This window comes from Pseudoalteromonas sp. PAR1 (genome assembly GCF_947311895.1).
GTDB classification, from domain to species: Bacteria; Pseudomonadota; Gammaproteobacteria; order Enterobacterales; family Alteromonadaceae; genus Pseudoalteromonas; species Pseudoalteromonas lipolytica_C.
This window is the reverse complement of sequence record NZ_CAMZMY010000017.1, coordinates 31,707-44,393: the sequence shown is the minus strand read 5'-3', so window position 1 is coordinate 44,393 and position 12,687 is coordinate 31,707. Positions and strand designations below refer to the sequence as shown.

The following is a 12,687-nucleotide window of genomic DNA, read 5'->3' as shown; positions in this document are numbered from 1 at the left end:
TGTTGCCATTTACAATCAATTTGAAGCAATAACAATGAGAACCCATGATGTATACCGCCGTTATTAAAGCCATTGATACAGCCAATGCAGTAGACCCAAACCGAGTTCTAGTCGATGAACAAGAATTTGCAAAAGAAGGTTTATATGCCATGCGTATGACCGATATACTCAATCGTTTTAAGCCTCAAGCCGATGAGCTAATGCATATTGCTGCCCGAGGGCAACATATTGAGCGCTGGCGCTCTCCGCGAAGTGATTTTCCTATGGGTAAGCAAGGTTATTATCAATGGCGCACAGCTTTATATGATTTTCATGCTGAACGTGTAACAGCCCTCATGAAAGCGGCTGGTTATTCAACGGCTGATTGTGAGCGTGTTTATGCAGCCGTTGCTAAAAAGAATATAAAACGAAATCCTGATAGCCAATTGATTGAAGATATCGCAAGCCTCGTGTTTATTGAGCATTACATGCTTGACTTTGCAAGTAGCAAGCCTGATTACGATGAGCAAAAATGGCTGGGTATTATTCGTAAAACATGGCAAAAAATGTCAGATGAAGCACATGAATTTGTATTAGCTGGACACATCAGCTTACCTGAGCCACTTAAGCCGTTAATAACAAAAGCGCTAAATTAATCATACAAACAAGGATGTAATATGTTTTGCCCACGTACTAAAACAGCCCTTGAAGCAGTGAGTATTGGCGATGTTAAAGTATATTTATCAAAATCTGGTGGCGTATTTTTTGATAACCGACAAATATTTCACTTTAGCGATCCAAGTTTAAAACCCGCGCAAGTGCTGGTGGCTCATTTACAAACCTTGCCAACAGAATGTGTTGATATAGCAACGCGAATTAATTGCCCGAAGTGCCCTGACGTGGTGATGATGCGGCGTTTTTTTAGTCCACTAAAAGTGGTTGAAATAGACGAGTGCCCAAACTGTGCAGCTATTTGGCTCGATCATGGTGAGCTTGAAAAGATCCATGAAAATCATTTAACGCCAAATGAGCGTGAAATGCTGCGTATTGATATGGCCAATAATCATGGTTTTATTCAAGTTAAAATCCCGAAAAGACGTCACTCTGTTCATGCTAAAAAGCCTGAGTCTAATGCAACGTCATCTTTAGAAAAACTAGCAGAACTTGCCTATTTATCGATTTTGAATGACTGATAATTTATATAAAACACCAGACGCTGAACTTACTCACGAATCTGTCTATCTTTCGAAACCTCGAGATTTAGAGCTTTTTGATGTGTTGTTTTCTTTTCATGGGCGTTTGAATAGAAAACAGTTTTGGTTTGTGCATGGGTTTTATTTTGTGATTCAAACTATTGCTGTAGTTGATATGTTTCTTTTTATTAGCATATTTATTTTATTTCAATGGCCACTAATGGCTTCTCAAGTCAAACGCTGGCACGATATTGGAAAGTCGGGCTGGAATTGCCTAATTTGGTTTGTACCTTTTGTTGGTTTAATTATGACATTATTTGAAGCAGGGTTAAGCAAAGGACATTTGCTCAGGAATCAATATGGTAGTTCGCTTTACAGGGCAAAGTAAGCAATTTGGCGGGTTGTGCATTTTGTTTGATGGCATACACTTTAAACCTAACTAATTCAATTGATTAGGTAATCTATGCTAATAACAATAATATTGGTTTTAGTGTGGGCGCTGTTAATGCTTTATGCTGCGAGCGCTGAATATAAATACTATCAATCGGTTAAAACTTTAGAGCCGGAACTGTGGCAACAATTGGGTGCACCGCGATTTTTAAAAGTACCTATGGTGTTTGTGTCTAAAAAGGGCTTAACACTTTTAAATTCCACAGAGAACGAAACTGTGCGAGCGAATGCAAAAAAACATCGCCAAGCTGGGATTTTGTTTCTTTCCTATGTGGGGTTGGTGCTTGTTTCGGCAATCGTATTTTTTAAACTTGCCTAATAAAGAAGCCTGTACCAATTAAGATACAGGCTTTATTAGCTATTAAGTGTTAAAGCTTAACTAGCATTTTTCCTTTATTTTTACCTTCGAACAGGCCAAGAAATGCATCAACGGCATTTTCGATGCCATGGTAAACTGTTTCTTCAGATTTAATTTTACCTTCGCTGATCCACGCGCCCATTTGCTCAATAAACTCAGGGAACTGATCAAAATAATCAATCACGATAAAGCCTTGCATGGTGAGCTTTTTCGAGTTGATATAAAACAGGTTGCTTGGCCCTGGCTGTGCTGTGTCGTTATTGTAACCTGAGATCATGCCACAAACAGGAATACGGCCGTAATCGTTCATTACATTAAGTGCGGCTTCCAGATGATCGCCACCTACGTTTTCAAAGTACACATCAATACCTTGTGGTGCCGCTTGTTCAAGAGCTTCTGTTAGGTTTGCTACCGTTTTATAGTTAATTACCTCATCAACGCCTAACGCTTTTACCATCTGCGCTTTTTCGTCAGAGCCAACCGATGCAATTACCTTACAGCCTTTTAGCTTAGCAATTTGGCACACTACGCTACCTACAGCCCCTGATGCCGCTGACACAAACACAGTGTCGGTTTCTTTTAGGCTAATTACCTTTGTTAAACCTGCCCATGCGGTTAACCCTGTCATGCCCATAGTACTTAAAAACAGTTGGTCAGGCAGTGGTACACTAGGTAGTAGGGTTAAATCGCTGCCATCGCTAATGTGCATGGTACGCCAGCCACTAATATGACTTACTTTGCTTCCTACCGGAAAGTCGTTATTGCGTGATTCAACTACTTCGCCGATAGCACCGGCTTCCATCACTTCGTTTAAGTTAAAAGGCGCGATATATGATTTACGATCGATCATGCGTGGGCGCATGTAAGGGTCGACAGACATCCAAGTATTTTTAATTAACACTTCGCCGTCGTTCAAATCTGGAAGTGATACGTCTACCTGCGCAAAATTAGCCTGTGTAGGCATGCCCGTTGGGCGTGAAACTAAGTGAATTTGTTGACTTGTAACCATATAAACCTCGAATACTTGAGCTAGCTAGGCTAGTGAGCGAATAATTATAGCCTGCGCAAATTATTTGTGCGCAAACTATTTGCGGCCAATTTAATGAAGTTTACGGTAAAAGGCAATAGATCGTCAGAAAATAATTTGCGCGCAAACTAAATTAAGGCAATAATACGGCTGTATTTCAGTTTAGGGTAATAGCATGAGCAACAACTTATCAGACAATGTGTGTTTCACTTTATACAGTGCAACAAATGCGTTGATCAGAGCGTTTCGACCAATCCTTGAAGCTTATGACTTGACCTATCCGCAATATATTGTGATGCACTCACTTTGGTATAAAAATCAGGTGAGTTTAAAAGCGCTTTCTCATGATACGCACTTAGACTCAGGCACCTTAACACCGATAGTTAAACGCTTAGAAACGAAAGGTTTATTGACGCGTCAGGTATCGAATGAAGATGAGCGTAAAAAAGTAATCTCATTAACAGAGCAGGGCATGCAGCTTAAAACTGATGCCGAAGCATTAACGGCTAAGTTAATGGCGCGCTCAAACATGAGTTTGGAGCGAATCGAGTTATTACGCGAGTTAACCCTTGAGCTACACACTGACCTTACTAAAACGGATCTAACAAAAGACTGACCTTACCAAAGGCTAATCTTCTACTAAACATACCAAGGTGCCCTCAATAGCACGAACATACGCATAATGCTGGGCGTCTTTTTTAGTTGGCGGGCACAATGGCTCAGCGCCAGCAAGCACTGCTTTATCGTAACTTTCTACTAAATTATGGCAGCTGAACCTTAGCTCAAAACCAAGTGCAGGTTGCTTAGGGTGGGCACGAATATACCCTTGCTTAAAATACGATTGCGCATGCGGATGGGTTGCAAAAGCAAGCTTAACAGGCCCTGTAACAAGTTCACCGTAATCGGCATCATCACTGATATGATTGGTATTAAAACCAAATGCTTGATAGTAAAAGTCGAGTACTTCTTCTACGTTGTCGACGTAAATAACCTGACTTAAAAAGTCCATTTATGTTGCTCTATTTATTGTTCGTTTATTAAATAAAGCATAGTTTTAGTAATAAAAAAACCTTGTAAGTCATACTCACAAGGTTTTTTTTAATACTTTACACTTAGTTTAGCAATTGGCTAAGACTTGTTGCGATTTTCTTTCGCAAACGCACGGATTTTACGTTTTTGCGATAAGGTCACTTTGTTAGTACGACCAGCGTAAGGGTTGTCGCCTTCTCTAAATTCAATTTTGATTGGCGTACCCATGATATTTAATGCTTTGCGATAATAGTTCATTAAGTAGCGTTTATAGCTATCAGGTAAGTCATGAACTTGGTTACCGTGGATCACGATACGTGGTGGGTTATAGCCACCTGCGTGAGCATATTTAAGTTTAACACGACGACCGCGAACAAGTGGCGGTTGGTGATCGGCTTGTGCCATATCCATGATACGACGCAGCATAGCTGTGCTAATACGTTTAGTTGCTGACTCGTAGGCTTCGTCTACTGACTCAAATAAGTGACCAACACCTGTGCCGTGTAAGGCAGAGATAAAATGCAAACGTGCAAAATCGATAAAGCCCAAGCGGCGATCAAGCTCTGACTTAATACGCTCTTTAACGTAATCATCAAGGCCGTCCCACTTATTTACAGCAACAACCAAAGAACGCCCTGCATTTAAAGCAAAACCTAGTAGGCTTAAGTCTTGATCAGAAATACCTTCGCGCGCATCAACCACTAGTAACACGACGTTGGCATCTTCGATTGCTTGTAATGTTTTAATAACTGAGAACTTCTCAACAACATCACTTACTTTTTTACGCTTACGAACACCTGCGGTATCGATAAGGATGTATTCTTTATCGTTACGTGTCATCGGTATATAGATAGAGTCACGGGTGGTACCCGGCATATCGTAAACGATTACACGTTCTTCACCTAAGATACGGTTTGTAAGTGTTGACTTACCAACATTAGGGCGACCGATAATAGCAAGCTTTATAGGCTTGTCGGCAAAGGCTTGCTCGCTGTTTTCGCCTTCTTCATCTTCGCTGTAAAGATCAATTAGTTCGTCATCACTTTCTTCAAGCTCTTCACTTTCGCTTGCAAGTTCAGCAATAACTGGCTGTAAAGTCGTATCAAGGAGTTGCGTGATACCACGGCCGTGAGCCGCTGCAATGTGATGCACTTCACCTAGGCTTAATTGATAGAATTCAGCACAATATGAGTCTGCATCAATACCGTCTACTTTATTTGCTACAACAAAACATTTCTTTTGTTGTTTGCGTAGATGGTTAGCAATCGCTTGGTCGGCAGCAGTCATACCTGCGCGAGCATCAACTAAAAATAACACGATATCGGCTTCTTCAATCGCTAATAGCGACTGCTCAGCCATTTCGGTTTCAATACCTTGCTCAGAGCCGTCAATACCACCCGTGTCTACCACGATAAATTCATAGCCATCGTAGTCAGCTTGGCCATATTTTCTATCTCGTGTTAAGCCTGGAAAGTCGGCTACGAGGGCGTCACGAGTACGTGTTAAACGGTTAAATAATGTGGATTTGCCCACATTGGGTCGCCCAACAAGAGCGATCACGGGAAGCATAAACTACCTCTTAAAAAAACAACAAAAGGCTTCGCCAAGCGAAGCCTTAGAAAAATAACGTTTACTATTAGTAAGTTAGTTTGGGATTTTAACCGCGCTAACTTCACCATCTCGGGTGTATAAAATTAATTTGTCACCGGCAACAACAGGCTCGATAAAGAAGCCTGAGCTGTCAAAGTCTTCGCGCGATACAAGCTCACCCGTTTCTTTGTCTAACCAGTGCAGGTTACCTTCTTGGTCACCCAGTGCTAAATACTTACCAGCCACAGTTGGGCCTGTTAAGTACCAGCCGCGTAGTGCCGGTTGGCTCCAACGCTCAATACCTGATGTCTTATCTAGACCGTAAACAACGCCATCGCTATCAACTACATAGATAGACTGGCTATCCATAGATAAATCACGGTAGCTGCTATATTCACGTTTCCAAACAACATTACCAGAACGAATGTCAACAGCGGCTAAATTACCATTATAGGCAATTGCGTAAGCATATGGGCCACTGATCAGTGCTTGAGTATCCACATCAACTAAACGCTCAAATTCAGATGCCCCTTTTGGTGTGGCAATTTCAGCACTCCATGCAGAGTAACCGTTTTCTGAAATTAGTACGCTTAGCTTGCCTGTTTCAAGGCCAAGTAATACACCACCATTTGCGACGGTTGGTGAGCTTTGACCACGCAATGTTAGCGGTGGTACTTCTTGTTCAAAGCGCCAGCGCTCTTCACCTGTATCTGGGTGCACAGCTAATAATTTGCCAGAAGCTAAGTTTACAAAAATTAGGCCATCGCCTGCAGCTGGTTTAGCAAGTACTTCGCCAGGCATTGTTTTGCGCCAAACAATTTCACCGGTTTCGCGATCAAGGGCTGTTAAATAGCCGTGTTCAGAGCCAATATAAATCTTGCCGTAAGCTTGTAAAATACCACCCGATAATTTGGCACTTTCTGTGGTTTCCCAAGGCCAAAAAGATGCATTTTCACGTACGTCTGTTTGCCATAGCGTGTTGCCATTTTCAAGCGATAGCGCTTCAACTAGGCCTTCACGGTTTGCAACATACACCACATCATCGTGTACAGCAGGTGTTAAACGTGAAAAATAGTGTTGAACACCATCACCAATTGACTCTTGCCACACTACGTCCGTTTCAAATTGATTAACAATTTGCGGTAATACTAGTTCTTCTTCGTCATCACTTGACGAACACCCAGTTAGGGTTGCGATACACAGAGCAAGTGTTGCCGCTGTTAACTTTTTCATCTTAACCCCTTACGCCGCTGGGCTAGTTTGTGCTAAGTCATCAAGTTTAATTTGTAATAACGGATTGTTATCAAGGCCACCATTGTCGGCAGCAGCTTGGTATTGACTGCGCGCCTCTGCTTTATCGCCTTGTGCAGCATAAACGTCGCCTTTTAATTCAGCAACTGCAGCTGTGAATGATGCTGGTAGCTGTGCATTCAAGGTTGTTAATGCTTGCTCAAATTGTTTTTGTGCAAGGTGAACACGTGCAAGACGCATTGTTGCCGTTGCTTTTAGCTCTTTATTTTGTTCATTAGTGATGATCCAGTTTAGCTTTTCGCTTGCTGTATCAAGGTCACCTTTCTCTACTGCTTCTTTAGCAGCAACAAAAGCAGCTAATGTGCTATAACTTGATTCGCTATTGTTTTTAATGAAGTTATCCGCATTCTCTAGCACGGCACCACTTTCAACAAGTTGATTGAATGAATCAGATGCATTTTCTGCATTGGTGATTTGGCTTTGGTTATACGCTTTCCACCCGTATAGTCCACCTAAACCAGCTACGATACCAATACCTAGTGCTAAACCGTTTTCACGGAAAAAGCGTTTTATTGCTTCTGCTTGTTGTTCTTCAGTTGAATAAATTTCCATGCTTACCTCTGTTGCTAGCTGGGCTTAAATAAGCTCAGCTAGTAGCGTTTTCGCTTCTTCTAGTTTTAAGGTGACTTGTTCTTTACGCTCACGTAAGTACTTAATTGTCACAACGCCTTGTTCTAATTCATCTTCACCGATAATAACGGCCACGAGTGCATCGCTTTTATCTGCGCGTTTTAACTGTTTTTTAAAGTTGCCGCCGCCAGCGTGAACCATAACACGAAGGCCAGCAACGTCATTGCGTAATTGAGCTGCAATAATTGGCGCTTGAATGCTTGCTTTGTCGCCCATGGCTGCCAAATATACATCAGCACTACGGCGGATGTCACCTACACATTCCAAGGCTTGAAGTAATAACACCAAACGCTCAAGACCCATAGCAAAACCAACTGCAGGGGTTGCTTTACCACCGAGTTGTTCTACAAGTCCATCATAACGGCCACCGGCACAAACAGTGCCTTGTGCGCCTAAACTATCGGTTACCCATTCAAACACAGTGCGGTTGTAGTAGTCTAAACCACGCACTAGTTTTTCATTAACCGTGTATTCGACGCCAGCAGCGTCTAAACGTTCACATAAATTTGCAAAATGTTCTTTTGATTCAGCGTCTAAGTGCTCTGATAATTTAGGTGCATCAGTCAAAATTGCTTGTACATCAGGGTTTTTACTATCTAAAACGCGTAATGGGTTAGTGTGCATACGACGTTTTGAGTCTTCGTCTAGTACATCTACATGCTGTTCTAAATAGGCAACAAGCGCATCACGGTAGTCAGCACGCGCTTCATTTGAGCCCAGTGAGTTAAGCTCAAGACGAACGTGTTCGCTAATACCAAACTCTTTCCATAATTGGGCTGTCAGCAAAATAACTTCTGCATCGATATCAGCAGTGGCGATGCCGAATGTCTCTAAGCCAAATTGGTGGAATTGACGGTAGCGGCCTTTTTGTGGGCGCTCGTGGCGGAACATCGGACCCATGTACCATAAGCGTTGTTCTTGGTTATACAGTAAACCGTTTTCATTACCTGCACGCACACATACTGCAGTACCTTCAGGGCGAAGTGTTAGGTTATCGCCATTACGGTCAGCAAAGGTATACATTTCTTTTTCTACGATATCAGTCACTTCACCGATAGAGCGCTTGAAAAGGTCGGTTGATTCAACAATTGGAAAACGAATTTCTTGATAACCAAACGATGAAACTGTTTCACGTAAAATGTCTTCTACTTTCTGCCAAATTTGCGTATCGCCTGGCAGACAATCGTTCATACCACGAACTGCCTGAATTTGTTTTGCCACTGATAAATCCTAAATACTGTACTTGCGCTGAAAAATCGCGCATCAAGAAAAACTAAAAAATTGACCCGCTATTATACCGTTTGGGCGATAAAGGTAAACGGCAAACCTGAGGGTTTGCCGAGTATATGCGAATTATTCAACGATTTTGATGTCGATTGGCGTTTCTTTCTCTTTTTTGGCGATAAAGTCACGCACATAACCTTCTAGCTGATCAACAATGTTATCGTTATCAATACGTGCTTTTTGACGCTCACCGTTAATGTATAAACCAGAACGGCGGTTAGCTCCTGCAAGACCTATGTCGCTAACGAGTGCTTCGCCTGGACCATTTACCACACAACCAATAACAGACACTGACATAGGCTCAACCACGTCTTCTAGTCGCTCTTCAAGCTGATTCATGGTGCTTACCACATCAAATTCTTGGCGTGAGCAACTCGGGCAGGCAATAAAGTTAATACCGCGTGAGCGAATGCGTAATGATTTTAAAATATCAAAACCCACTTTGATCTCTTGTACCGGATCGGCAGCAAGTGAAACGCGTAGTGTGTCACCAATGCCTTCGGCAAGAAGCATACCTAAGCCAACAGCTGATTTAACAGAGCCCGAACGCATACCACCTGCTTCGGTAATACCTAAATGCAAAGGCTGGTCGATTTCTTTAGCTAGTAGACGATATGCTCCCACCGCTAAAAATACATCAGAAGCTTTTACGGATACTTTAAATTGATCAAAGTCTAAACGTTGTAAGATCTCAACGTGGCGCATAGCTGATTCAAGTAATGCTTCTGGCGTTGGCTCACCATATTTTTCTTGTAAGTCACGCTCTAATGAACCGCCGTTGACACCAATTCGAATAGGTATATTGTGCTCACGCGCTGAGTCTACAACGGCACGAATACGTTCTTCGCTACCTATGTTACCTGGGTTAATACGTAAACAATCCGCGCCATATTGTGCCACTTTTAGCGCAATACGGTAGTCAAAGTGGATGTCGGTCACAAGTGGAATAGTGACCTGTTCTTTAATGCTTTTAAATGCTTCAGCCGCTTCCATGGTCGGCACAGATACGCGCACAATATCGGCACCCGCATCTTGAATAGCTTGAATTTGCGCAACCGTGGCATCGATATCTAAGGTGTTGGTGTTGGTCATCGACTGAACGGCAATTGGTGCACCATCACCAATTGGTACATTACCTACGTTAATACGGGTCGATTTTCTGCGTTTAATAGGAGATTCTGAAAACATTGCGATTACTCTGATAACGGTAAAGTAAATTTGGCTAAGCGATTTTTGGCAAAATGTGAGGTGTCGACGGCTTCACCTTGAAAAGTAATATCAACCACTTGGTGTTTGCCAAGTACAACATTAAACGGCTGAGGGCCTGTTACGGTCATCACGTAACCGGCTTTTTTAACTCCAAATGCGATACGATCGCCATTGCCATCGTGAATTTCTACCCAGCTGTCTTCATTGAAGTGCATTACCACAGTGCTGTGTTCTGGGTCTAAATTACTCTGCTCTTCAATAGGCTTTTTAGCTTCAACGACGTTGGCATCATTGGTAGCAGGTTGTGCATTTTCACTCTCTGGTGGCACTGAACTTGTTGCTGGTTGCGCGTTAAGTTGCTCAGTTTCACTGCTCAACTGTTCTGTTGCTGGTGTAAGTTCACTGGCTTCGAGCTGACTTGGCATTACGGTCGCGGTTTGTTCTTCAAGTGCTGGTGAGCTATTTTGCCACCACCAAAAAACCGATGAGCCAATGATCACTGCTAAGATAAAGTAACTAAACAGCATCAAGCGGTTATCATTTGCTTCTTTTTCTGTACGACGCGAAAAGCTCTGCATCTTTGACTTTTTAGCTGGCTCAACTTGCTCAGGTAAAAGAGCAAGAATTGCCTGAGTATCAATTTTAAGCTCACGGCAATAGCTTTTAATGTAGCCTCTTACAAACGTAATAGGGCCGAGTAGTTCGTGCTCATCGTTCTCAAGGCGTTGCAGCTGTAAAACGGATAGTTTTAATGCACTGGCAAGTTGCTCAAGGCTCATTCCTGCTTCTTCGCGGCGCTTTTTTAGCGCTTGGCCGAGCGTTTCTTGCGGTTGTTCTAGGTTATTTTCTTCATTCATAATGAGTATGAGTCAGGGTCCACTAATAAGAGTCTATGCCCAGGTTCAAGGGCAACGTCTGGGCTCAATTTATTCCAGCGCATTAATTGATCAATTAACACGCCATGCTGGGTGGCTATGCTGTACAACGTATCACCTTCAGTGATCGTGTGATAAATGTTCGGATCATTTAAATACACTTTGGTGCCGTTTTCGACCCGATCCGATTCTTTGAAGCCATTCCACTGCAAAATCTGCTGTAGTTTAACATTGTATCGCACCGAAATGCTAAATAGGTTTTCGCCATTTTGAATAATATGGTAGGGAATATTCAGCGCAGGTACACTTGGGTTTAGCATGGGGAGTTGTACTTGCTCTGCACTCACATTATAGCTAGGTTGGCTTGATGTAGATGAAAACCCAGAGTCGGTACTAAATACGCTTTCATCCTTTTGTGCTTCGTAAAATACCACACTGCCTGAACTGTCCGCTTCGACTTGATTTGATGAAACCGAGGGCTCTGGTTTATAAGCAGATTGTGGTTCACCAAACGAGACAATCGTTACGTCATCATTTTTAGTATTTGGTAAGCTGGCTGAGGCAGTGGTTTGTGGGTTAACGTCAACAGATAGCGCGCTTACTACGGCTGACGTATCGACAGCTTGGTTACTATTTTTTGGTGTTGAAGTAACAGTTTTAAAGCCGGTACTTTCAGTTTCAATCTTTGCAGCTGTCTGCTGGCTTTTATTTTCATCAATTGTTGATGGTTCAATAGCGTATGCTTGTTGATCATTACTCGATGTTGTTGCTAGCGCTTGCGCAGCTGGTTTTGAGTTAGATTCAGCAGACAGAGCCGTGCTTTGACCTGTTCGTGCCTTTGTTTGCGGTACTTTTTTCTTTACGATACGAATTTTTGGCTGCTCTTTACTCACAGCTAAGTTATCACTTGAAATTTGTAGCTCTTCTAACTGAGCTTGACGATATTTTTCGCGTAAAATTTCAAATTCTGAGCGTTTATTTTGGCCTGATGAAATTATCTTTGCTTCGCTCGAACCTGGATAAGTTTGTAAAATGATCCCGGCTGTTTTTTCAGCTTTCTCGATGTGGCCCATTCGCTGTTGAATTAAATAACTGAGCATTAATGCTCTTGGGGTAACACGGCCTGTTGATTCGTACTTTTCTAAAACGCTTTCTGCTTTGTGTAAATCACTTTTAGCGTAATGAAGTCCAGCGAGAGTGATCAGCGATGAAGCGCGTTGTGAACTGTGATTTAAAGCTGATTTTAAGTATTTTTCTGCATTATCAAAGTCATCAAACTCAATTGCGCACAAAGCTAAATTTTCATAACTTTCTGCAACTCGAATATAGCTAGGAATTGCGATAGCTTTTAGAAATTCTTCAGCGGCACGGTCGTATTCGCCAATACCACATAAAAATACACCATAGTTATTTAAGGTGTTTGGATCATTTGGAGCAATTTTTAATGCGCGTTGATAGGCTTTATCGGCGAGTTCTGGTTCATCAACCTGTTGATAATAATAGGCAAGAGAATAATGAACTTCGGGAATATCAGGTGCAAAATCGGCAGCACGTTCTAAGTTGTACTTAGCTTGAGAATTATTGCCTGTTTTTAAGTATTGTAAAGCAAGGGCTATACGGGTGCGCGCCGCACCACTGTTGTTTATTTCTTTTTCAACAACGGGTCTGTTACTGCCGTCGTAGCTATTTTCTGTGACACATCCTGCTAATGCCAATGTACTAACTGTTAGGGCAAGTATAGATCGCATTACC

Annotated in this window: 14 protein-coding genes; 5 read left to right on the top strand and 9 right to left on the bottom strand. The window is 42.2% G+C overall.

The annotated features are described in order from the left end of the window. Positions 1-47 precede the first annotated feature (47 nt). From QL229_RS14400 to QL229_RS14385, 4 genes are all read left to right on the top strand, one after another. The gene (locus tag QL229_RS14400; RefSeq protein ID WP_138558280.1) at positions 48-635 is read left to right on the top strand and encodes a DUF4202 domain-containing protein; all 588 of its coding nucleotides are present in this window, start codon (positions 48-50) and stop codon (positions 633-635) included. 21 nt (positions 636-656) lie between these two features. Further along, on the top strand, positions 657-1,172 hold the full coding sequence (locus tag QL229_RS14395; protein WP_138558263.1) for a zf-TFIIB domain-containing protein: 516 nt from the start codon (positions 657-659) through the stop codon (positions 1,170-1,172). Then, positions 1,165-1,560 (top strand): DUF805 domain-containing protein, encoded by a 396-nt coding sequence (locus QL229_RS14390; RefSeq protein ID WP_138558262.1) that lies wholly within the window; start codon positions 1,165-1,167, stop codon positions 1,558-1,560. Before QL229_RS14395 ends, QL229_RS14390 begins: the two co-directional genes overlap by 8 nt. Before the next feature lie 75 nt (positions 1,561-1,635). Beyond that, complete coding sequence (locus QL229_RS14385; protein WP_138558261.1) at positions 1,636-1,941, top strand: hypothetical protein; 306 nt, start codon at positions 1,636-1,638, stop codon at positions 1,939-1,941. A 49-nt stretch (positions 1,942-1,990) separates the two neighbouring features. On the opposite strand, the gene QL229_RS14380 is transcribed toward QL229_RS14385, so the two are convergent. Then, positions 1,991-2,989 carry an NADP-dependent oxidoreductase gene (locus tag QL229_RS14380; RefSeq protein ID WP_138558260.1) on the bottom strand — a complete coding sequence of 333 codons (999 nt, stop codon included), beginning with the start codon at positions 2,987-2,989 and terminating at the stop codon, positions 1,991-1,993. Between the two features lie 193 nt (positions 2,990-3,182). Here QL229_RS14380 and QL229_RS14375 point away from each other — a divergent pair, with 193 nt between their 5' ends. Next, complete coding sequence (locus QL229_RS14375) at positions 3,183-3,623, top strand: MarR family transcriptional regulator (RefSeq protein ID WP_135926782.1); 441 nt, start codon at positions 3,183-3,185, stop codon at positions 3,621-3,623. A gap of 12 nt (positions 3,624-3,635) precedes the next feature. Here the strand turns inward: QL229_RS14375 and QL229_RS14370 are convergent, their stop codons facing one another. The 8 genes from QL229_RS14370 to pilW form a co-directional block, all read right to left on the bottom strand. Then, complete coding sequence (locus QL229_RS14370; protein ID WP_135926783.1) at positions 3,636-4,016, bottom strand: VOC family protein; 381 nt, start codon at positions 4,014-4,016, stop codon at positions 3,636-3,638. Between the two features lie 119 nt (positions 4,017-4,135). Continuing rightward, positions 4,136-5,605 (bottom strand): ribosome biogenesis GTPase Der, encoded by a 1,470-nt coding sequence (gene der, locus QL229_RS14365; RefSeq protein WP_135926784.1) that lies wholly within the window; start codon positions 5,603-5,605, stop codon positions 4,136-4,138. Between the two features lie 75 nt (positions 5,606-5,680). Next, the gene (bamB, locus tag QL229_RS14360; RefSeq protein ID WP_135926785.1) at positions 5,681-6,859 is read right to left on the bottom strand and encodes an outer membrane protein assembly factor BamB; all 1,179 of its coding nucleotides are present in this window, start codon (positions 6,857-6,859) and stop codon (positions 5,681-5,683) included. Between the two features lie 9 nt (positions 6,860-6,868). Continuing rightward, positions 6,869-7,489, bottom strand: coding sequence for a tetratricopeptide repeat protein (locus tag QL229_RS14355; RefSeq protein ID WP_135926786.1), 621 nt, complete (start codon positions 7,487-7,489; stop codon positions 6,869-6,871). Positions 7,490-7,513: 24 nt separating this feature from the next. Beyond that, on the bottom strand, positions 7,514-8,788 hold the full coding sequence (gene hisS, locus QL229_RS14350) for a histidine--tRNA ligase (protein WP_138558258.1): 1,275 nt from the start codon (positions 8,786-8,788) through the stop codon (positions 7,514-7,516). 132 nt (positions 8,789-8,920) lie between these two features. After that, on the bottom strand, positions 8,921-10,039 hold the full coding sequence (gene ispG / locus QL229_RS14345) for a flavodoxin-dependent (E)-4-hydroxy-3-methylbut-2-enyl-diphosphate synthase (protein ID WP_054553525.1): 1,119 nt from the start codon (positions 10,037-10,039) through the stop codon (positions 8,921-8,923). Between the two features lie 5 nt (positions 10,040-10,044). Then, positions 10,045-10,917, bottom strand: a complete 873-nt coding sequence (locus tag QL229_RS14340; RefSeq protein WP_138558257.1) for a RodZ domain-containing protein — start codon at positions 10,915-10,917, stop codon at positions 10,045-10,047. Next, positions 10,914-12,683, bottom strand: coding sequence for a type IV pilus biogenesis/stability protein PilW (gene pilW / locus QL229_RS14335; RefSeq protein WP_138558256.1), 1,770 nt, complete (start codon positions 12,681-12,683; stop codon positions 10,914-10,916). Before pilW ends, QL229_RS14340 begins: the two co-directional genes overlap by 4 nt. Positions 12,684-12,687 lie beyond the last annotated feature (4 nt).

What these genes read in the sequence shown, in the direction of transcription:
- QL229_RS14380 (WP_138558260.1), bottom strand. Translation starts at nt 2,989, where the DNA reads ATGGTTACAAGTCAACAAATTCACTTAGTTTCACGCCCAACGGGCATG.
- QL229_RS14370 (WP_135926783.1), bottom strand. Translation starts at nt 4,016, where the DNA reads ATGGACTTTTTAAGTCAGGTTATTTACGTCGACAACGTAGAAGAAGTA.
- QL229_RS14400 (WP_138558280.1), top strand. Translation starts at nt 48, where the DNA reads ATGTATACCGCCGTTATTAAAGCCATTGATACAGCCAATGCAGTAGAC.
- ispG (WP_054553525.1), bottom strand. Translation starts at nt 10,039, where the DNA reads ATGTTTTCAGAATCTCCTATTAAACGCAGAAAATCGACCCGTATTAAC.
- QL229_RS14385 (WP_138558261.1), top strand. Translation starts at nt 1,636, where the DNA reads ATGCTAATAACAATAATATTGGTTTTAGTGTGGGCGCTGTTAATGCTT.
- QL229_RS14390 (WP_138558262.1), top strand. Translation starts at nt 1,165, where the DNA reads ATGACTGATAATTTATATAAAACACCAGACGCTGAACTTACTCACGAA.
- QL229_RS14355 (WP_135926786.1), bottom strand. Translation starts at nt 7,489, where the DNA reads ATGGAAATTTATTCAACTGAAGAACAACAAGCAGAAGCAATAAAACGC.
- QL229_RS14340 (WP_138558257.1), bottom strand. Translation starts at nt 10,917, where the DNA reads ATGAATGAAGAAAATAACCTAGAACAACCGCAAGAAACGCTCGGCCAA.
- QL229_RS14375 (WP_135926782.1), top strand. Translation starts at nt 3,183, where the DNA reads ATGAGCAACAACTTATCAGACAATGTGTGTTTCACTTTATACAGTGCA.
- QL229_RS14395 (WP_138558263.1), top strand. Translation starts at nt 657, where the DNA reads ATGTTTTGCCCACGTACTAAAACAGCCCTTGAAGCAGTGAGTATTGGC.
- bamB (WP_135926785.1), bottom strand. Translation starts at nt 6,859, where the DNA reads ATGAAAAAGTTAACAGCGGCAACACTTGCTCTGTGTATCGCAACCCTA.
- der (WP_135926784.1), bottom strand. Translation starts at nt 5,605, where the DNA reads ATGCTTCCCGTGATCGCTCTTGTTGGGCGACCCAATGTGGGCAAATCC.
- pilW (WP_138558256.1), bottom strand. Translation starts at nt 12,683, where the DNA reads ATGCGATCTATACTTGCCCTAACAGTTAGTACATTGGCATTAGCAGGA.